Raw genomic sequence first — 19180 nt, forward strand, 5'->3', positions numbered from 1 at the left:
TAACCGAGAGCGCGCGCCATTCGAACCGCCACAGGTGACGCCTGTCGGAACGGTGCGGGTCGGATCCGGCAGGCAGAAACGCAAAAGCCCGGCAGAGGCCGGGCTTTCGCTGTGTCGCGTTGGAGCGGTCCGATTACTCGGCCACTTCCTCGGCCACGACCGGACGGTCGACCAGCTCGACGTAGGCCATCGGCGCGTTGTCGCCGGCGCGGAAACCGCACTTCAGCAGGCGCAGGTAGCCGCCCGGACGGTTCGCGTAGCGCGGGCCCAGGATGGTGAACAGGTTGCCCACCGCTTCGTTGTCGCGCAGGCGGGCGAAGGCCAGACGGCGGTTGGCGACGGAGTCGACCTTGGCCAGGGTGATCAGCGGCTCGGCAACGCGGCGCAGTTCCTTGGCCTTCGGCAGGGTGGTCTTGATCAGCTCGTGCTTGAACAGCGAGGCGGCCATGTTCTTGAACATCGCTTCGCGGTGGGCGCTGGTGCGGCTGAACTTACGGCCAGACTTCTGGTGACGCATGGTGATATTCCTTGGTTAATGATGAGGCTGTGCGGATCGTTGTCGCCATCCTGGCGTTGCTGCGCGGACTGCGGTTGGTCCTGGCCCTCCGTCCTGGACGGCCTGCCCGCGAACCTGCGGTTCGTCGTGGCGTGTTGTGTTGCGTTGAAGGCTCCACCGCGAACGGTGGAGCCTTCAGGCATTACCGATATCAGCCCAGCATGCCGTGGCTGGCGACGCCGGCCGGCGGCCAGTTCTCCAGCTTCATGCCGAGCGACAGGCCGCGCTGAGCCAGCACTTCCTTGATCTCGGTGAGCGACTTCTTGCCCAGGTTCGGGGTCTTCAGCAGCTCCACTTCGGTCTTCTGGATCAGATCGCCGATGTAGTAGATGCTTTCAGCCTTCAGGCAGTTGGCCGAACGCACGGTCAGCTCCAGATCGTCGATCGGGCGCAGCAGCACCGGATCCACGCCGTTGTTGGCCGGCTTGGCCGCACCGCGGTCGCGGTGGGTGAAGTCACCGAACACCGACAGCTGGTCGCTGAGGATGTCGGCGGCGGTGCGCACGGCTTCCTCGGCATCGATGGTGCCGTTGGTCTCGATATCGATGACCAGCTTGTCCAGGTCGGTACGCTGTTCGACGCGGGCCGCTTCCACGGCATAGGCGACGCGGCGGACCGGCGAGAACGAGGCATCCAGGACCAGGCGGCCGATGGCACGGGTTTCTTCGTCCGGACGACGACGCGCGGCAGCCGGCTGGTAGCCGAAACCACGTTCGATCTTCAGACGCATGTTGATCGCCGTGTCCTTGGTCAGGTGGCAGATCACATGGTCGCCGTTCAGGATCTCCACATTGTGGTCGACCTTGATGTCGGCAGCGGTGACAACGCCCGGGCCCTGCTTGGACAGGGACAGGGTGGCGCTGTCGCCGGAGTGCATACGGATGGCCACGTCCTTCAGGTTCAGCAGGACTTCGAGCACGTCCTCCTGCAGACCTTCGACCGTGGTGTACTCATGCAACACGCCGTCGATTTCGACTTCCGTGATGGCGAAGCCCGGGATGGACGACAGCAGCACGCGACGCAGGGCGTTGCCCAGCGTATGCCCGTAACCCCGCTCCAAAGGTTCGATAACGACCTTTGCACGGGTGTCGGTAAGGCGTTCGATCTGCGGACCGCGAGGACGCAGAACCTGGTTGGCGGTAACCGTCATGTTGCGGGTTCTCCTAGTGAACCCCCGGCCGTCGCCGGGGGCTCTCCAATGTGAATTACTTCGAATACAGCTCGACGATCAGCGCTTCGTTGATGTCCGCAGGCAGATCCGAACGATCCGGAACGGCCTTGAAGATGCCGGTGAACTTGCCGGAATCCACTTCAACCCACGACGGGCTCAGGTCATGCTGGGCGGCGACGGTCAGGGCTTCCTGGACGCGCAGCTGCTTGGCAGCCTTTTCAGACAGGGCGATGGCGTCGCCAGCCTTGACCTGGTACGAAGCCAGGTTGACCGACTTGCCATTCACGGTGACGCCGCGGTGCGACACCAGCTGACGAGCAGCCGGACGGGTCACGGCGAAGCCCATGCGGTAGACGACGTTGTCCAGGCGGGTTTCCAGCAGCTGCAGCAGGTTCTCGCCGGTGTTGCCCTTCTTGGTCGAGGCCTTCTTGTAGTAGTTGCGGAACTGACGCTCCAGCAGGCCGTAGATACGCTTGACCTTCTGCTTTTCACGCAGCTGGGTGGCGTAGTCGGACAGCTTGCCCTTGCGGGCAGTGGCGCCGTGCTGGCCGGGCTTCTGCTCCAGCTTGCACTTGGAGTCCAGCGCACGCGCCGGGCTCTTCAGGGACAGGTCGGCGCCTTCGCGACGGGCGAGCTTACAGGTAGGACCGATATAACGAGCCATTTCTTATCGCTCCCTTTAGACGCGACGCTTCTTCGGCGGACGGCACCCGTTGTGCGGGATGGGCGTCACGTCGATGATGTTGGTGATCTTGTAGCCGACGTTGTTCAGCGAACGCACGGCCGACTCACGGCCCGGACCCGGGCCCTTGATGCGGACTTCCAGCGACTTCACGCCGTAGTCCAGCGCAGCACGACCGGCCTTTTCAGCAGCCACCTGGGCAGCGAACGGGGTCGACTTGCGCGAACCGCGGAAGCCAGCGCCACCGGAGGTCGCCCACGACAGAGCATTGCCCTGACGATCGGTGATGGTGACGATGGTGTTGTTGAACGAAGCGTGGACGTGGGCAACGCCGTCGGTGACGACGCGCTTGATCTTCTTCTTGGTCTTAGCAGCGGGCTTAGCCATTTCTCAGTCCCTTACTTCTTGATCGCCTTGCGCGGACCCTTGCGGGTGCGGGCGTTGGTACGGGTGCGCTGGCCACGCAGCGGGAGGCCACGACGGTGACGCAGGCCGCGGTAGCAGCCCAGGTCCATCAGGCGCTTGATCGCGATGCCGATCTCACGGCGCAGATCGCCTTCCACGATGTACTTGCCGACTTCGGCGCGCAGGCGCTCGATTTCCGGCTCCGACAGATCGCGGATCTTGGTGGTCGAAGCAACGCCTGCGACTTCGCAGACCTTCTTCGAACGGGTACGGCCGATGCCGTAAATGCTTTGCAACCCGACCCAGACGTGCTTCTGGGCTGGCAGGTTGACGCCTGCAATACGCGCCATGACGCGGTTCTCCAGCTGAGTGATGGCCGACAGCGCGCCTCGGGCACGCCAATCCGGCAGGATGGATCAAAAAAGTGAACTAGCGATACTAACAAGGTTCCGGTTTACATGGAAGCCCGTGAAACCACTGGTTTCATGAACCCGGCCTGGGGAGTGTGCCCAGGCTCCGGCGCCGGATGGGGTTGGACCCGGGGTATCCCCGGGGCCGCCCGCGCTACTCCAGCGCGGGACCACCTCATCACACCCCCACCCGGAACCGCTGCGGGGGCCGCCCTTCGTTTGTGTGGCCGGAGTCCGCGAAGCGGAGGGACCATCACGTCAGGAAGACGAAAGTATAACAGGCCAATCAGCCGCGGGCAAAACCGCCGCGGTTGCCGCCCTTCAGGTTGGCCTTTTTCAGCAGGCTCTCGTACTGGTGGGACATCAGGTGCGCCTGCACCTGGGCAATGAAGTCCATCACCACGACCACCACGATCAGCAGCGAAGTACCGCCGAAGTAGAACGAGGCGTTCAGCTGCGTGCGCATCAGTTCCGGCAGCAGGCAGACGATCACCAGATAGGCCGAGCCGGCTGCGGTCAGGCGGGTCAGTACACCGTCGATGTAATCGGCGGTGGCCTTGCCCGGACGGATGCCCGGAATCAGCGCGCCCGACTTCTTCAGGTTGTCAGCGGTTTCCTGGGAGTTGAACACCAGCGCGGTATAGAAGAACGCGAAACCGGTGATCAGCGCAGCGAACACGATCATGTGCAGCGGCTCGCCCGGGCCCAGGGCATTGGCGACCTTCTGCAGGACCTGGCCGAAGCTGCTCTGGTTGGCCGCCTGGCCGGACCACATGGCCAGGGTGGCCGGGAAGGCCAGCAGGCTCGAGGCGAAGATTGCCGGAATGACGCCGGCCATGTTGAGCTTCAGGGGCAGGAACGAGGTCTGGTTCATGTACGCGTTGCGACCGCCCTGGCGGCGTGCGTAGTTGACCGTGATCCGGCGCTGGCCACGCTCGACGAACACCACGAAGAAGGTGAACGCGAGCACGACAATGGCGATCAGCAGCAGCTGGATGAACTGGATGTTGCCGTCGCGGTAGGCGTCGAAGGTGTGGATGATCGCACCCGGCAGGCCAGCGACGATACCGGCGAAGATGATCAGCGACACGCCGTTGCCGATGCCGCGCTCGGTGACCTGCTCACCGACCCACATCAGGAACATGGTGCCGGCGGTCAGCGCGACCACGGCGGTGAGCACGAAGCCCATGCCCGGCGCATACACGACCGGAGCGCCCGACGGCGAGACCTGGCCCTGCAGGGCCAGTGCGATCGAACCGCCCTGCACCACTGCCAGCAGCACGGCGCCGATGCGCGAATACTGGGTGATCTTGCGGCGGCCGGACTCACCTTCCTTCTGCATCGCCTTCAGGGCGGGGAAGATGTGCACGGCCAGCTGCATCACGATCGATGCCGAGATGTACGGCATCACGTTCAGCGCGAAGATGCTGAAACGGTGCAGGGCGCCGCCCGAGAACATGTTGAACATGTCCACGATGCCGCCGCCCTGCTGTTGCATCATGGCAAGCATGGCATCGGGATTGACGCCCGGCACCGGCACGTAGCAGCCGATGCGATAGACGATCAAAGCCCCGACGACGAACAGCAAACGTTGGCGAAGTTCAGTGAACTTGCCCATTCCGCCCGCGAGGTTACCGATGCCAGCTTGCGCCATGATTTTCTTACTCCGTTACGCTGCCGCCGGCAGCTTCGATCGCGGCCTTGGCACCCGCCGTGGCAGCAATACCCTTCAGGGTGAACGCCTTGGTCACTTCGCCCTTGACGACGACCTTGGCCTTCTTGGCAGTGCTCGGAACCAGCTTGGCAGCACGCAGGGCGGCGAAGTCGATCTCACCGGCCGGCAGCTTGTCCAGTGCGTACAGCAGCACTTCAGCGGTGTCCTTGGCGATCGGCGAACGGAAGCCGATCTTCGGCAGACGACGCTGCATGGGGGTCTGGCCGCCTTCGAAGCCAGCCTTGATCTTGCCGCCACCCTTGCGGGCGAACGAACCCTTGTGGCCGCGGCCGGCAGTCTTGCCCAGGCCCGAGCCGATACCGCGACCGACGCGGGTACGCTCGGTGCGGGCGCCCGGTGCCGGGCTCAGTTCATTGAGACGCAGAGTCATGGTCGATTACTCCTCAACCTGGACGAGGTACTGAACCTTGTTGATCAGGCCGCGCACCTGCGGGCTGTCCTTCAGTTCACGCACGTCGTTGAGCTTGTTCAGGCCCAGCGCACGCACCGACAGGCGGTGACGCGACTGGGTGCCACGCAGGCCACGCACCAGGCGGACCTTGACAGTCTTGTTGGACTCATTAGCCATGGTTGAGTTCCTCCACCTTCTTGCCGCGCTTGGCCGCGATGCGAGCCGGCGACTGTGCAGCAGCCAGGCCCTTCACGGTGGCACGCACCAGGTTGATCGGGTTGCGCGAACCGGTGGCCTTGGCCAGCACGTTCTTCACGCCAACGGCTTCCAGTACGGCGCGCATGGCACCGCCGGCGATCACGCCGGTACCTTCCGAAGCCGGCTGCATGAACACGCGGGCTGCGCCGTGACCATCCTTGATGGTGTGCCACAGGGTGCCGTTGTTCAGGTCAACACTGACCAGGTTCTTGCGGGCCTGTTCCATCGACTTCTGGATGGCAACCGGCACTTCGCGGGCCTTGCCATAGCCGAAACCGACCTTGCCTTCGCCGTCGCCGACGACGGTCAGGGCGGTGAAGGTGAACTGGCGGCCACCCTTGACGGTCTTGCTGACGCGGTTGACCGCGACCAGCTTTTCGATCATGCCGTCGTCGATCTTCTCTTCGCGGTTACGGTCGCGATCGCGACCCCGCTGCTGACGCTCTTCTGCCATGTTGATTCCTTGGTTGTTTGGGTATGTACGGCTCGAAGCCGCTTATGGTTGTGGCGTGACGCGTTGTTCCGGTGGGCCGCTGCAGAAGAGCGGCGCCGTCCAGCCTCACTCAGGCTGGCGAGCAGGTGGGCAGGAGGCCAATGGCCCCCTGCCCTTGTCCCTTAGAACTGCAGGCCGGCTTCGCGGGCGGCTTCTGCCAGGGCCTTGATGCGGCCGTGGTAGCGGTAGCCCGAACGATCGAAGGCAACCTTCTCGATGCCGGCGGCCTTGGCGCGCTCGGCAACGATGCGGCCAACCTTGGCAGCAGCATCGGCGTTCTTGCCGTTCTTCAGGCCTTCGATGACGTCGGCCTGGGTGGTGTTGGCAGCAGCCAGCACCTTGGAGCCGTCGGCGGTGAAGACCTGGGCGTACAGGTGCTGGCCGGTGCGCAGCACCGACAGGCGGGCGACGCCGAGCTCACGGATGTGGGCACGGGTCGACTTGGCGCGACGCAGGCGGGCGATGTTCTTGTTCATTTTGATTATTCCTTGAAAGCTGAAGGAAGAGCTTTTCCCTGAGAAGTCCGCACAGGGATGTGCGGGCTCTTGCGAGGGACTCGCGCTTATGCCTTCTTGGCTTCCTTACGGATGATGACTTCGTCGGAGTACTTCACGCCCTTGCCCTTGTACGGTTCCGGCTTGCGGAACGCACGGATCTTGGCGGCAACTTCACCGACGACCTGCTTGTCAGCGCCCTGGACCAGGATCTCGGTCTGGGTCGGGGTCGACAGCGTGATGCCTTCCGGCGCCACGAACACGACCGGGTGCGAGAAGCCCAGCGACAGGTTCAGGTCCTTGCCCTGCATGGCAGCGCGGTAACCCACGCCCACCAGCTCCAGCTTGCGCTCGAAGCCTTCGGACACGCCCTTGACCATGTTGGACAGGATCGCACGCACGGTACCGGTCAGTGCGACCAGGTCGGCGCTTTCGGTGCTCAGGGTGGCAACGCCGTTGTCGACGTTGATGGCAATACCGGCCGGCTTGGCCAGCGACAGGGTGCCCTTCGGGCCCTTGGCGGTGACGCTGTCCGACTGGACGTTCAGTTCAACCTTACCCAGGGTAATCGGCTTCTTGGCTACGCGGGACATAGTTCTACTCCTTTCGCCTTAGGCCACGAAGCACAGGACTTCGCCGCCGACGCCCAGCTGGCGCGCCTGCGCATCAGTCATGATGCCCTTGGAGGTGGAAATGATGGAGATACCCAGGCCGTTCATGACCTTCGGCAGCTCGCTCTTGCCGCGGTACTGGCGCAGGCCCGAACGCGAGAAGCGCTTCAGGGTCGCGATGACCGGCTTGCCTTCGAAATACTTCAGCACGATTTCCAGCTCGGACTTGTTGTTTTCCAGCTGGGTCACGCGCAGGTCGGCGATGTAACCCTCGTCCTTCAGGACCTGGGCGATCGCAACCTTGATCTTGGACGACGGGGCTTTCACCGTCTGCTTGCCCACCGCGGCCGCATTCTTGATGCGGACCAGCAGGTCGGCGATGGGATCAGTCATGCTCATATGAGTACCTTTGAGTGCACCGATATCCGCTTTCGCGAAAATCTGTTGTCTCCTGGAAACGGGCCAGGTCCCTTGATGCAGCGGGCCGGAAGCCCACTCCTACGACCCCGTTTGCGCAGGGCAAGACGCGGGAGTATACGCCAAAAGAGCCCGGCTTGCGCCGGGCTCCTCGGTTTTTTTGCGTCGGGAAAGCTGAATGCCTCCCCTGCCCGGTTCAGGAACCCCCGAAGGGGCTCCTGATCGCAGGGCCGGCTGGGGTTACCAGCTGGCCTTGCGCAGACCCGGCACGTCGCCACGCATGGTGGCTTCACGCAGCTTGTTACGGCCCAGGCCGAACTTGCTGTAGACGCCACGCGGACGACCCGACAGCTCGCAACGATTACGCTGGCGGCTCGGCGACGAATCGCGCGGCAGCTTGGCCAGCTTGGTTGCGGCCTCGATCTTCTCTTCGTAGGTCGCGTCCACGGAGGACACGATCTTCTTCAGAGCCGCACGCTTTTCAGCGTACTTCTTGGCCAGCTTTTCCCGCTTGATGTCGCGGTTGACCATGGAGGTCTTTGCCATTTCGGTTTCCTCGACAGATCAGTTACGGAACGGGAACTTGAACGCTGCCAGCAGCGCCTTCGCTTCCGCATCGGTCTTCGCAGTGGTGGTGATGGCGATATCCATGCCGCGGATCGCGTCGACGGCGTCGAAGTCGATTTCCGGGAAGATGATCTGTTCCTTCACACCCATGTTGAAGTTGCCGCGGCCGTCGAAGGAACGGCCGGAAACACCACGGAAGTCGCGCACGCGCGGCAGCGAGATGTTGATCAGGCGGTCCAGGAACTCGTACATCTTGTGGCGACGCAGCGTGGTCTTGCAGCCGATCGGCCAACCATCACGGATCTTGAACGACGCGACCGAGATACGCGACTTGGTGACAACCGGCTTCTGGCCGGAAATCTTGGTCATGTCCGCGACGGCGTTTTCCAGGATCTTCTTGTTGGTGGCAGCCTCGCCGACACCCATGTTCAGGGTGACCTTGACGAGCTTCGGTACTTCCATCGGATTGGTGTAGCCGAACTGCTTCATCAGCGCCGGCACCACTTCTTCCTTGTAGATCTTTTCGAGACGGGAAGTCATCTTCACATTCCTCAGGCGTCGAGCGCCTCACCGCTGGAGCGGAACACACGCAGTTTGCGTCCATCCTCCAGCACCTTGAAGCCAACGCGTTCGCCCTTGCCCGAAGCCGGGTTCAGCACGTTCACGTTGGAGATATGGATCGAAGCTTCGCGCTCGACCACGCCGCCGGCAACACCTGCCTGCGGGTTCGGCTTGGTGTGGCGCTTGACGATGTTCACGTTGGCGACGACCACACGGTCGCCGTCGACGCGGACGACTTCGCCCTGCTTGCCCTTGTCCTTGCCAGCGTTGACGACAACCTGGTCGCCCTTCTTGATACGGTTAGCCATGATTATCTCCTGTCGCTCACAGCACTTCGGGAGCGAGCGAGACGATCTTCATGAACTTCTCCGAACGAAGTTCACGGGTCACCGGCCCGAAGATACGGGTACCGATCGGCTCCTGCTTGTTGTTCAGCAGGACGGCCGCGTTGCCGTCGAAGCGGATCAGCGAACCGTCGGCGCGACGCACACCCTTGCGGGTACGCACCACGACGGCGTCATACACTTCACCCTTCTTGACCTTGCCGCGCGGAATCGCATCCTTCACGGTGACCTTGATGATGTCGCCGATGCCGGCGTAACGGCGCTTGGAACCACCCAGCACCTTGAAGCACATCACCTGCTTGGCACCCGAATTGTCCGCGACGTCAAGGTAGCTCTGCATCTGGATCATGATTCAGACTCCTTATTCAGCCGCACGCGTGATGACTTCCACCACGCGCCAGTTCTTGGTCTTGGACATCGGAGCAATCTCGGTCACGCGGACGACATCGCCTTCCTTGCAGGCGTTGTCGGCATCGTGGGCGTGCAGCTTGGTCGAGCGCTTGATGTACTTGCCGTACAGCGCGTGCTTGACCTGACGCTCAACCAGGACGGTAACCGTCTTGTCCATCTTGTTGCTGACGACACGGCCTTCGACCGTGCGCAGCGTCTTCTTTTCAGTATTGTCGCTCATAGCGGCCATCCTTACTTCGTGCTGCCGAGCAGGGTCTTGACGCGAGCAATCTCGCGACGGACCCGGCGAATGTCGTGGGTCTTCGGCAGCTGGCCGGTGACCTGCTGCATACGGACAGAGAACTGTTCCTTACGCAGGTCGATCAGGTGGGCCTTGAGTTCGTCAGCCGACTTTTCACGGAGAGTTTTGATATCCATCAGCGCACCGTACGGGTCACGAAAGTGGTGGTGACCGAGAGCTTGGCGGCGGCCAGGCGGAACGCCTCGCGAGCCACTTCCTCGGAAACACCCTCGATTTCATAGATCATGCGGCCGGGCTGGATCTGGGCCACCCAGTATTCCACGTTACCCTTACCCGAACCCATTCGGACTTCGATGGGCTTCTTGGTGATGGGCTTGTCGGGGAACACGCGGATCCACATCTTGCCGCCGCGCTTGACGTAGCGGCTGATCGAGCGGCGGGCCGCTTCGATCTGGCGCGCGGTCAGCTGACCGTGTGCGGTTGCCTTCAGGCCGTATTCGCCGAAGCTGACAGCGTTGGCGCTCCAGCTCAGGCCATCGTTACGGCCCTTGTGTACCTTGCGGTACTTGGTTCGCTTGGGTTGCAACATTGTCGTTACCTCGCTTCACGGGCCGGGCGCTGACGGTCACCACGGTCGCCGCGATCGTGACGATCGTTGCGCGACGGGGTGTCGTCCTGCTTTTCCTGGCCAACCTGGGAGAAATCGAAGACCTCGCCCTTGTAGATCCAGACCTTGATGCCGATGATGCCGTAGGTCGTCTTGGCTTCAGCGAAGCCATAGTCGATGTCGGCACGCAGGGTGTGCAGCGGCACGCGGCCTTCGCGGTACCACTCCGAACGGGCGATTTCTGCACCGTTGAGGCGGCCACCGACGTTGACCTTGATGCCCAGGGCACCCAGGCGCATCGCGTTGCCGACCGAGCGCTTCATTGCACGGCGGAACATGATGCGACGCTCCAGCTGCTGGGCGATCGACTCGGCAACGAGCTGCGCGTCCAGTTCCGGCTTGCGCACTTCGGTGACGTTGATGTGCGCCGGGACGCCCATCATCTCGCTCACTTCCTTGCGCAGCTTCTCGATGTCCTCACCGCGCTTGCCGATCACCACGCCCGGACGGGCGGTGTGGATCGTCACGCGAGCGGTCTTGGCCGGACGCTCGATCAGGATCTTGCTGATGCCGGCCTGGGCCAGCTTCTTGCGCAGCATGTCGCGCACTTTCAGGTCGGCTGCCAGGTAACCGGCGAACTCGGCCTTGTTGGCGTACCACTTGGAGTTCCAGTCCTTGGAAATGCCGAGGCGGATACCAATCGGATGAACTTTATGACCCATGGTCTTTTCCTTATCCGCTTACTTGGCGGCGCCCACAACCACAGTGATGTGGCTGGTGCGCTTGAGGATGCGGGTACCGCGGCCTTTCGCCCGCGCCATGAAACGCTTCAGGGTCGGACCTTCATCAACCATGATGGTCTGAACCTTCAGCTCGTCGACGTCGGCGCCCTGGTTGTTCTCGGCATTGGCAATAGCCGACTCCACCACCTTCTTGATCAGGTGGGCAGCCTTCTTGTCCGAGAACTTCAGCAGGTTGACCGCACGTTCGGCCGGCAGACCGCGCACCTGGTCAGCGACCAGACGAGCCTTCTGCGGGGAGATGCGCGCAGTGCGCAGGATGGCTTTCGCTTCCATTGTCATCTCTCCTTACTTGCCCGACTTCTTGTCACCACCGTGACCCTTGAAGGTCCGGGTGATGGCAAATTCGCCGAGCTTGTGGCCGACCATGTTCTCGTTGACGAGAACCGGGATGTGGTTCTTGCCGTTATGCACGGCAATGGTGATGCCTACCATGTCAGGCAGGATCATCGAACGGCGCGACCAGGTCTTGATCGGCTTCTTGCTGCCCGCAGCGGCCTCCACCTTCTTGACGAGGTGGTGATCGACGAACGGGCCCTTCTTGAGTGAACGTGCCATGGTCGATTAGCCCCTACGATCGCGGACGATGAACTGCTGAGTGCGCTTGTTATGGCGCGTCTTGTAACCCTTGGTCGGGACACCCCACGGGGTGACCGGATGCGGGTTACCCTGGCCGGCCTTGGCCTCACCACCACCGTGCGGGTGGTCAACCGGGTTCATGGCAGCACCACGAACGGTCGGGCGGACGCCGCGCCAACGCTTGGCACCGGCCTTGCCCAGCTTTTCCAGGCTGTGCTCGTCGTTGCCGACTTCGCCGATGGTGGCGCAGCACTCGACCGGCACCTTGCGCATTTCACCCGAGCGCAGGCGCAGGGTGGCGTAGATGCCTTCGCGGGCCACCAGCTGCACGGCCGCACCGGCGGCGCGGGCGATCTGAGCGCCCTTGCCGGGCTTCAGTTCGATGCAGTGGATGGTGGTACCGACCGGGATGTTGCGCAGCGGCAGGGTGTTGCCAGCCTTGATCGGGGCATCCGAACCAGCGATCACCTGATCACCGGCCTTCAGACCCTTCGGGGCGATGATGTAGCGGCGCTCACCGTCGACGTAGCACAGCAGGGCGATGTGGGCGGTGCGGTTCGGATCGTATTCGATGCGTTCCACGCGCGCCGGGATGCCCAGCTTGTTGCGCTTGAAGTCGATGATGCGGTAGTGCTGCTTGGCACCACCACCGACGTGACGCACGGTGATGCGGCCATGGTGGTTACGACCACCCGAGCGGCTCTGCGACTCGACCAGGGCAGCGTGCGGAGCACCCTTGTGCAGGTCGGGAGTGACCACGCGCACGGCCGAACGGCGGCCGGGGGAAGTGGGCTTGAATTTCATCAATGGCATGGGATGTACCTCAGGCCTTGGCCGTTACATCGATCGACTGGCCATCGGCCAGGCGAACGTACGCCTTGCGCCAATCGCCGCGGCGGCCAGCACGGTTACGGAAGGACTTGTTCTTGCCCTTGACGTTGACCACGTTGACAGCTTCGACCTTGACGTCGAACAGCTGCTCAACCGCGGCCTTTACATCGGCCTTGGTGGCTTCGTTCGAAACTTCGAAGACATACTGGTTGGAGAGTTCCTGCAGGCGCGCGGTCTTTTCGGAGACACGCGGGGCACGCAGCACGCTGAAGATTTTTTCGTTGCTGTTCATGCCAGCCACTCCTCGACCTTCTTGACCGCGTCAGCGGTGATGACGACCGTGTCGGCACCCACCAGCGAGACCGGATCCAGGCCCTGGACGTCACGCACCTGCACGTACGGCAGATTGCGGGCGGACAGGTACAGGTGCTCGGACGCTTCTTCGGTGACGATCAGCGGGCGCTTGCCCACTTCCAGGCCGGCCAGCTTGGCGACCAGACCCTTCGTGTTGGTCACTTCGACGTCGAAGGACTCCACGATGGTCAGACGGCCCTGACGGTTCAGCTCGGACAGGATCGCGCACATGGCGGCACGGTACTGCTTACGATTGACCTTCTGCTCGAAGCTGCGCGGCTTGGCCGCGAAGGTGACACCGCCGCCGACGAAGATCGGAGCCGTCAGTGCGCCATGACGCGCGCCGCCGCCCTTCTGCTTCTTCGACTTCTTGGTGGTACCAGCCACTTCGGAGCGAGTCTTCTGTGCCTTGGTGCCGGCGCGACCGGCGTTGCGGTAAGCAACGACGACCTGGTGGACCAGATCTTCGCTGAAATCGCGACCGAACACGGCTTCGGAGACCGAGACCTTGTTGTTGCTACCCGTGATAACGAGTTCCATCGTCATCTCTCCTTATGCCTTGCTCGCCGGACGGACGATCACATCGCCACCGGCCGCGCCCGGAACGGCGCCGCGAACGGCGATCAGACCGCGCTCGACGTCGACCTTGACCACTTCCAGGTTCTGGGTGCTCTGCTGCACCGCGCCCATGTGGCCCGACATCTTCTTGCCCGGGAAAACGCGACCCGGGGTCTGGCGCTGACCCAGCGAACCCGGCGCGCGATGCGACAGCGAGTTACCGTGGGTTGCATCGCCCATACGGAAGTTGTGGCGCTTGATGGTGCCCTGGAAGCCCTTACCCTTGGTGACACCCTGGACGTCGACGATCTGGCCGACTTCGAAGATGTCCGCCTTGACTTCGCCGCCAACGGCGAAATCGCCGAGCTGCGCGTCTTCAACGCGGAATTCCCACAGGCCACGACCCGCTTCCACCTTCGCCTTGGCGAAGTGGCCGGCTTCCGGCTTGTTGACCAGGGCAGCGCGACGCGCGCCGACGGTCACCTGCACGGCGCTGTAGCCGTCGGTTTCGACGGTCTTGATCTGCGCGATGCGGTTCGGGGTTGCTTCGATCAGGGTCACCGGGATGGAGCGGCCATCTTCAGTGAACACGCGGCTCATGCCGGCCTTGCGGCCCACGAAGCCCAACGAATACTTCTTCGTCATGGTCGTAGTCCTCAGGTCAGCTTGATCTGAACGTCGACGCCGGCAGCCAGTTCGAGCTTCATCAGCGCGTCCACGGTCTTGTCATTCGGGTCAACGATATCGAGCACGCGCTTGTGCGTGCGGGTCTCGTACTGGTCACGCGCGTCCTTGTCGACGTGCGGGGAGACGAGAACGGTGTAGCGCTCGATCTTGGTCGGCAGCGGGATCGGGCCACGCACTTGCGCGCCGGTCCGCTTTGCCGTTTCAACGATCTCGCTGGCCGAACGGTCGATCAGACGATGATCGAACGCTTTCAGCCGGATCCGGATCTTTTGGTCCGCCATGGCGGTAGGTTCCTTCGTTAAAAGAGCGACAGACAAAGCCTCTGGGTTGCTTTGCCCCATGAAATTCCTGAATACGGACGGCCCACACTCCTGCAGGCCGACAAGGTCACTCCATAGACCTCAAAAACGTAGGCAGACCAGTTTCCCGGCCTGCCCAGACGTAGAAGCATAATGGCACACAAGGCAGCTGTCAACAGTCGCCTGTTGACGCCGCCTGAATGGCATTGACCCTTCCTGGTCCGGGGAACACAAGGCACATCCTGTGCCTGCTTTCCCATTTGATACGCCCCGATGCCCTACCCAGGCAACATCGGGGCGCAGATACTACCAGATTACTCGATGATCTTCGAGACCACGCCGGCGCCGACGGTGCGGCCGCCTTCGCGGATGGCGAAGCGCAGGCCTTCGTCCATCGCCACCGGGTTGATCAGGGTGACGACCATCTTGACGTTGTCACCCGGCATCACCATTTCGACGCCTTCCGGCAGTGCAGCTGCGCCGGTGATGTCGGTGGTGCGGAAGTAGAACTGCGGACGGTAGCCGTTGAAGAACGGGGTGTGACGGCCGCCTTCGTCCTTCGACAGGACGTAGACTTCACCCTCGAACTTGGTGTGCGGCTTGATCGTGCCCGGCTTGGCCAGCACCTGGCCACGCTCGACGTCGTCACGCTTGGTGCCGCGCAGCAGCAGGCCAGCGTTGTCGCCTGCCTGACCCTGGTCCAGCAGCTTGCGGAACATTTCAACGCCGGTCACGGTGGTCTTCTGCACCGGACGGATGCCGACGATTTCGATTTCGTCGCCGACCTTGATCACGCCGCGCTCGATACGGCCGGTCACCACGGTGCCGCGGCCCGAGATCGAGAACACGTCTTCCACCGGCATCAGGAACGGCTTGTCGATCGCACGCTCCGGCTCCGGAATCCAGCTGTCCAGGGCATCGACCAGCTTCAGGATGGCGGGCACGCCGATGTCGCTCTGGTCACCTTCCAGCGCCAGGCGGGCCGAACCAGCGATGATCGGGGTGTCATCACCCGGGAAGTCGTACTTGCTCAGCAGCTCACGCACTTCCATCTCGACCAGCTCGAGCAGCTCGGCGTCGTCAACCATGTCGGCCTTGTTCAGGAACACGACGATGTACGGCACGCCGACCTGACGCGACAGCAGGATGTGCTCGCGGGTCTGCGGCATCGGGCCGTCAGCGGCCGAGCACACCAGGATCGCGCCGTCCATCTGGGCGGCACCGGTGATCATGTTCTTGACGTAGTCAGCGTGGCCCGGGCAGTCAACGTGGGCGTAGTGACGGATCGGGGATTCGTATTCGACGTGCGCGGTCGAGATCGTGATGCCACGTGCCTTTTCTTCCGGAGCGGCGTCGATCGAGGAGTAATCCTTGAACTCGCCACCGAAGCGCTCGGCACCGATCTTGGTCAGTGCAGCGGTCAGCGTGGTCTTGCCGTGGTCGACGTGACCGATGGTGCCGACGTTGACGTGCGGCTTGGTGCGCTCGAACTTACCCTTTGCCATTGTTCTATACCTTGATTGTTCGTAAATGGTTTCAAGAGAGGCTGAGCGAGGCTCAGCCCTTCTTCATGACGGCTTCGGCGATGTTGGTCGGAGCCGGCTCGTAGTGATCGAATTCCATGGTGAAGGTGGCGCGGCCCTGGGTCTGCGAACGCAGCGCAGTGGCGTAGCCGAACATTTCACCCAGCGGGATCATCGCGTTGATGATGCTGGCCGAACCGTCACCGGTGGTGTCGGAACCCTGCAGCACGCCGCGACGACGGCTGACGTCGCCCATCACGTCACCCTGGTAATCCTCCGGGGTCACGATCTCGACCTTCATGATCGGCTCCAGCAGCACCGGCTTGGCCTTGGCGAAGCCCTGCTTGAAGGCCATCGACGAAGCCAGCTTGAACGCCATTTCCGAGGAGTCGACGTCGTGGTACGAACCGAACACCAGCTTCACCTTGACGTCCACGACCGGGAAGCCAGCCAGCGGGCCGCTGGTGATGGTTTCGCGCAGGCCCTTTTCAACCGACGGAATGAATTCCTTCGGGATCACGCCGCCGGTGATGTCGTTGATGAACAGGAAATCGTCCTTGATCATCGGAGCGATCTTCGGATCGGCACGATCTTCAGCGGTGATCGGCGACAGCTCGATCACGACGTGACCGTACTGACCCTTACCACCGGACTGCTTGGCGTGCTTGTAGTCCGACTTGACGTCAGCCAGGGTGATGGTTTCGCGGTAGGCCACCTGCGGCGCGCCGACGTTGGCTTCAACGTTGAACTCGCGCTTCAGGCGGTCGACGATGATGTCCAGGTGCAGCTCGCCCATGCCCGAGATGATGGTCTGGCCGGATTCTTCGTCGGTCTTGACGCGGAACGACGGATCTTCCTGCGCCAGGCGACCCAGCGCCAGACCCATTTTTTCCTGGTCCGACTTGGTCTTCGGCTCGACGGCCATCGAGATCACCGGCTCCGGGAACGTCATGCGCTCCAAGATGATCGGCGCATCCACGGCGCACAGGGTGTCACCGGTGGTGGTGTCCTTCAGGCCCACGGCAGCAGCGATGTCACCAGCCAGAACTTCCTTGATTTCCTCGCGGTTGTTCGAGTGCATCTGCAGGATGCGGCCGATGCGCTCCTTCTTGCCCTTCACCGAGTTCAGCACGGTGTCGCCACCGTTCAGGGTGCCCGAGTAGACACGGAAGAAGGTCAGCGCGCCGACGAACGGGTCGGTGATGATCTTGAAGGCCAGCGACGAGAACGGCGCCTTGTCGTCCGACTTGCGGGTCATTTCGACGGTGTCGTCGTCAACGTCCACGCCCTTCACGTCCGGCACGTCGACCGGCGACGGCAGCAGCTGGATCACGCCGTCCAGCATGGCCTGCACGCCCTTGTTCTTGAAGGCCGAGCCGCAGTACATCGGCACGATCTCGGTGGCCAGGGTACGGGTACGCAGCGCGTTGATGATTTCGGCCTCGGCCAGCTCTTCGCCGCCCAGGTACTTTTCCATCAGCTCTTCGCTGGCTTCGGCAGCGGTCTCGACCATGAACTGGCGAGCTTCTTCCGCAGCCGCCTGCAGATCGGCCGGGATGTCGCTGTACTCGAACTTCATGCCCTGCGAGGCCTCATCCCAGTGGATGGCCTTCATCTTCAGCAGGTCGACAACGCCCTTGAAGTTGTCTTCAGCGCCGATCGGCAGCTGCATCGGCACGGCAACCGCGCCCAGCTTGGCCTTCAGCTGGCCGACGACCTTCTGGAAGTTGGCACCGGTGCGGTCCATCTTGTTGACGAACGCGATGCGCGGCACGTGGTACTTGTTGGCTTGGCGCCACACGGTTTCCGACTGCGGCTGCACGCCACCGACGGCGCACAGGACGAAGACGGCACCGTCGAGCACGCGCAGCGAGCGCTCAACTTCGATGGTGAAGTCGACGTGCCCCGGGGTGTCGATGATGTTGAAGCGGTGCTCCGGCAGGGACTTGTCCATGCCCTTCCAGAACGCGGTGGTGGCAGCGGACTGGATCGTGATGCCACGCTCCTGCTCCTGCTCCATCCAGTCCATGGTGGCGGCGCCGTCGTGCACTTCACCGATCTTGTGGCTCTTGCCGGTGTAGAACAGGATGCGCTCGGACGTGGTGGTCTTGCCGGCATCGATGTGAGCCATGATGCCGAAGTTACGGTAACGCTCGATGGGAGTGGAACGGGCCACGGGAGCCTCTCAGATTTCTTGGATTTCGGATGGCCGAACGCCGCCTTTCGGCGGCCTTCGGATTGGCGCAGTCTTTCTGGGACCGCGAGGCAGCACGCACCGAAGTGGTGCTGCCCTGCCTGTTTTACAAGGCCGTCAAACTCACCAGCGGTAGTGGGCGAATGCCTTGTTGGCTTCGGCCATGCGGTGGGTTTCTTCGCGCTTCTTGATGGCGCCGCCACGGTTTTCCGAGGCGTCGATCAGTTCAGCAGCCAGCTTCTTCGGCATGGTGTTCTCGCCGCGCTTGCGCGCGGAGTCGATCAGCCAGCGCATGGCCAGGGCCATCTTGCGCGACGAACGCACTTCGACCGGCACCTGGTAGGTGGCACCACCGACGCGGCGCGACTTGACTTCGACCGCCGGAGCGACGTTGTCCAGAGCCTTCTGCACCAGTTCAATGGCGTTGGCGCTGCTGTTCTTCTCGGTGATCACGTCCATGGCGCCGTACACGATCTTCTCGGCGACGGACTTCTTGCCGCTCTGCATGACCATGTTGATGAAACGGGCGATGGTTTCGCTTCCGTGCTTCGGATCGGGCAGGACGGAACGCTGCGGAGTATTACCCTTACGCGACATTGTGCTCTCTCCTTATGCCTTCGGACGCTTGGCGCCGTACTTGGAACGGGCCTGGCGACGCTTGGCAACGCCGGCGGCGTCGAGCGAGCCACGAACGGTGTGGTAACGCACACCCGGCAGGTCCTTGACGCGACCGCCGCGGATCAGGACCACGGAGTGCTCCTGCAGGTTGTGGCCTTCACCACCGATGTAGGAAATCACTTCTTCCTGGTTGGTCAGGCGGACCTTGGCAACCTTGCGCAGAGCCGAGTTCGGCTTCTTCGGAGTGGTGGTGTAGACACGGGTGCAGACGCCACGGCGCTGCGGGCACTTGTCGAGCGCCGGCGAGGCACTCTTGTAGGTGGTCGCTTGCCGCGGCTTGCGGACCAGCTGGTTGATCGTCGCCATCAGTAGGTTCTTCTGAT

31 protein-coding genes are annotated in these 19180 nt (G+C 62.7%); all 31 read right to left on the bottom strand.

Annotated elements, in window-relative coordinates:
* Positions 1-133 precede the first annotated feature (133 nt).
* The 31 genes from rplQ to rpsL all read right to left on the bottom strand — a co-directional run bounded on the left by rplQ (position 134) and on the right by rpsL (position 19163).
* Positions 134-517, bottom strand: coding sequence for a 50S ribosomal protein L17 (gene rplQ / locus BN1263_RS07105; protein ID WP_005408217.1), 384 nt, complete (start codon positions 515-517; stop codon positions 134-136).
* A 190-nt stretch (positions 518-707) separates the two neighbouring features.
* Positions 708-1706 (bottom strand): DNA-directed RNA polymerase subunit alpha, encoded by a 999-nt coding sequence (locus tag BN1263_RS07110; RefSeq protein WP_005408216.1) that lies wholly within the window; start codon positions 1704-1706, stop codon positions 708-710.
* 55 nt (positions 1707-1761) lie between these two features.
* Positions 1762-2391, bottom strand: a complete 630-nt coding sequence (gene rpsD, locus BN1263_RS07115; protein ID WP_004145446.1) for a 30S ribosomal protein S4 — start codon at positions 2389-2391, stop codon at positions 1762-1764.
* Between the two features lie 15 nt (positions 2392-2406).
* Positions 2407-2796: a 30S ribosomal protein S11 gene (gene rpsK, locus BN1263_RS07120; protein ID WP_004145443.1), complete on the bottom strand. Its 390-nt coding sequence runs from the start codon at positions 2794-2796 to the stop codon at positions 2407-2409.
* 11 nt (positions 2797-2807) lie between these two features.
* Positions 2808-3164: a 30S ribosomal protein S13 gene (gene rpsM / locus BN1263_RS07125; RefSeq protein WP_004154500.1), complete on the bottom strand. Its 357-nt coding sequence runs from the start codon at positions 3162-3164 to the stop codon at positions 2808-2810.
* Between the two features lie 346 nt (positions 3165-3510).
* On the bottom strand, positions 3511-4878 hold the full coding sequence (gene secY / locus BN1263_RS07130) for a preprotein translocase subunit SecY (RefSeq protein ID WP_005408215.1): 1368 nt from the start codon (positions 4876-4878) through the stop codon (positions 3511-3513).
* 7 nt (positions 4879-4885) lie between these two features.
* A complete protein-coding gene (gene rplO, locus BN1263_RS07135) occupies positions 4886-5329 on the bottom strand; it encodes a 50S ribosomal protein L15 (RefSeq protein ID WP_004154498.1) in 444 nt (147 codons plus the stop codon).
* Positions 5330-5335: 6 nt separating this feature from the next.
* Positions 5336-5527 carry a 50S ribosomal protein L30 gene (rpmD, locus tag BN1263_RS07140; protein ID WP_005408214.1) on the bottom strand — a complete coding sequence of 64 codons (192 nt, stop codon included), beginning with the start codon at positions 5525-5527 and terminating at the stop codon, positions 5336-5338.
* Entirely contained in the window at positions 5520-6062 is a 543-nt protein-coding gene (gene rpsE / locus BN1263_RS07145; protein ID WP_004154496.1) for a 30S ribosomal protein S5, read from the bottom strand. The genes rpmD and rpsE overlap by 8 nt, the downstream gene beginning before the upstream one ends.
* 161 nt (positions 6063-6223) lie before the next feature.
* On the bottom strand, positions 6224-6583 hold the full coding sequence (rplR, locus tag BN1263_RS07150; RefSeq protein ID WP_026346969.1) for a 50S ribosomal protein L18: 360 nt from the start codon (positions 6581-6583) through the stop codon (positions 6224-6226).
* An 80-nt stretch (positions 6584-6663) separates the two neighbouring features.
* Positions 6664-7188: a 50S ribosomal protein L6 gene (gene rplF, locus BN1263_RS07155; protein ID WP_019659576.1), complete on the bottom strand. Its 525-nt coding sequence runs from the start codon at positions 7186-7188 to the stop codon at positions 6664-6666.
* 18 nt (positions 7189-7206) lie between these two features.
* Complete coding sequence (gene rpsH / locus BN1263_RS07160) at positions 7207-7605, bottom strand: 30S ribosomal protein S8 (protein ID WP_021204581.1); 399 nt, start codon at positions 7603-7605, stop codon at positions 7207-7209.
* Between the two features lie 258 nt (positions 7606-7863).
* A complete protein-coding gene (rpsN, locus tag BN1263_RS07165; protein ID WP_019659577.1) occupies positions 7864-8169 on the bottom strand; it encodes a 30S ribosomal protein S14 in 306 nt (101 codons plus the stop codon).
* An 18-nt stretch (positions 8170-8187) separates the two neighbouring features.
* Positions 8188-8730 (bottom strand): 50S ribosomal protein L5, encoded by a 543-nt coding sequence (gene rplE, locus BN1263_RS07170; protein ID WP_005415416.1) that lies wholly within the window; start codon positions 8728-8730, stop codon positions 8188-8190.
* A gap of 11 nt (positions 8731-8741) precedes the next feature.
* Positions 8742-9059, bottom strand: a complete 318-nt coding sequence (rplX, locus tag BN1263_RS07175) for a 50S ribosomal protein L24 (RefSeq protein WP_004154490.1) — start codon at positions 9057-9059, stop codon at positions 8742-8744.
* A 16-nt stretch (positions 9060-9075) separates the two neighbouring features.
* The gene (gene rplN, locus BN1263_RS07180; protein WP_010483978.1) at positions 9076-9444 is read right to left on the bottom strand and encodes a 50S ribosomal protein L14; all 369 of its coding nucleotides are present in this window, start codon (positions 9442-9444) and stop codon (positions 9076-9078) included.
* A 12-nt stretch (positions 9445-9456) separates the two neighbouring features.
* Positions 9457-9726 (bottom strand): 30S ribosomal protein S17, encoded by a 270-nt coding sequence (gene rpsQ / locus BN1263_RS07185; RefSeq protein ID WP_004154489.1) that lies wholly within the window; start codon positions 9724-9726, stop codon positions 9457-9459.
* Positions 9727-9737: 11 nt separating this feature from the next.
* Positions 9738-9923 (bottom strand): 50S ribosomal protein L29, encoded by a 186-nt coding sequence (gene rpmC, locus BN1263_RS07190; RefSeq protein WP_004154487.1) that lies wholly within the window; start codon positions 9921-9923, stop codon positions 9738-9740.
* A complete protein-coding gene (gene rplP / locus BN1263_RS07195; RefSeq protein WP_004154486.1) occupies positions 9923-10336 on the bottom strand; it encodes a 50S ribosomal protein L16 in 414 nt (137 codons plus the stop codon). The genes rpmC and rplP overlap by 1 nt, the downstream gene beginning before the upstream one ends.
* Before the next feature lie 5 nt (positions 10337-10341).
* Positions 10342-11076 carry a 30S ribosomal protein S3 gene (gene rpsC, locus BN1263_RS07200; RefSeq protein WP_005415414.1) on the bottom strand — a complete coding sequence of 245 codons (735 nt, stop codon included), beginning with the start codon at positions 11074-11076 and terminating at the stop codon, positions 10342-10344.
* Positions 11077-11094: 18 nt separating this feature from the next.
* Entirely contained in the window at positions 11095-11430 is a 336-nt protein-coding gene (rplV, locus tag BN1263_RS07205; protein WP_004145348.1) for a 50S ribosomal protein L22, read from the bottom strand.
* Between the two features lie 12 nt (positions 11431-11442).
* Positions 11443-11712: a 30S ribosomal protein S19 gene (gene rpsS, locus BN1263_RS07210; protein WP_005415413.1), complete on the bottom strand. Its 270-nt coding sequence runs from the start codon at positions 11710-11712 to the stop codon at positions 11443-11445.
* 6 nt (positions 11713-11718) lie between these two features.
* Complete coding sequence (gene rplB / locus BN1263_RS07215; protein ID WP_004145339.1) at positions 11719-12546, bottom strand: 50S ribosomal protein L2; 828 nt, start codon at positions 12544-12546, stop codon at positions 11719-11721.
* A gap of 10 nt (positions 12547-12556) precedes the next feature.
* Positions 12557-12856 carry a 50S ribosomal protein L23 gene (gene rplW, locus BN1263_RS07220; RefSeq protein ID WP_004145338.1) on the bottom strand — a complete coding sequence of 100 codons (300 nt, stop codon included), beginning with the start codon at positions 12854-12856 and terminating at the stop codon, positions 12557-12559.
* Complete coding sequence (gene rplD / locus BN1263_RS07225) at positions 12853-13458, bottom strand: 50S ribosomal protein L4 (protein ID WP_019659578.1); 606 nt, start codon at positions 13456-13458, stop codon at positions 12853-12855. Before rplD ends, rplW begins: the two co-directional genes overlap by 4 nt.
* A gap of 12 nt (positions 13459-13470) precedes the next feature.
* The gene (gene rplC / locus BN1263_RS07230) at positions 13471-14121 is read right to left on the bottom strand and encodes a 50S ribosomal protein L3 (protein ID WP_004145336.1); all 651 of its coding nucleotides are present in this window, start codon (positions 14119-14121) and stop codon (positions 13471-13473) included.
* 11 nt (positions 14122-14132) lie between these two features.
* The gene (rpsJ, locus tag BN1263_RS07235) at positions 14133-14444 is read right to left on the bottom strand and encodes a 30S ribosomal protein S10 (protein WP_005408208.1); all 312 of its coding nucleotides are present in this window, start codon (positions 14442-14444) and stop codon (positions 14133-14135) included.
* 332 nt (positions 14445-14776) lie between these two features.
* Complete coding sequence (gene tuf, locus BN1263_RS07240; protein WP_033835886.1) at positions 14777-15967, bottom strand: elongation factor Tu; 1191 nt, start codon at positions 15965-15967, stop codon at positions 14777-14779.
* Positions 15968-16019: 52 nt separating this feature from the next.
* Positions 16020-18161 carry an elongation factor G gene (fusA, locus tag BN1263_RS07245; RefSeq protein WP_019662237.1) on the bottom strand — a complete coding sequence of 714 codons (2142 nt, stop codon included), beginning with the start codon at positions 18159-18161 and terminating at the stop codon, positions 16020-16022.
* A 141-nt stretch (positions 18162-18302) separates the two neighbouring features.
* Complete coding sequence (gene rpsG / locus BN1263_RS07250) at positions 18303-18776, bottom strand: 30S ribosomal protein S7 (RefSeq protein ID WP_004145321.1); 474 nt, start codon at positions 18774-18776, stop codon at positions 18303-18305.
* A 12-nt stretch (positions 18777-18788) separates the two neighbouring features.
* Entirely contained in the window at positions 18789-19163 is a 375-nt protein-coding gene (gene rpsL, locus BN1263_RS07255; protein ID WP_004145320.1) for a 30S ribosomal protein S12, read from the bottom strand.
* Between the last annotated feature and the right edge of the window lie 17 nt (positions 19164-19180).

Origin of the sequence: Stenotrophomonas thermophila, from assembly GCF_001499715.1 — a bacterium.
Classification (GTDB): domain Bacteria; phylum Pseudomonadota; class Gammaproteobacteria; order Xanthomonadales; family Xanthomonadaceae; genus Stenotrophomonas; species Stenotrophomonas hibiscicola.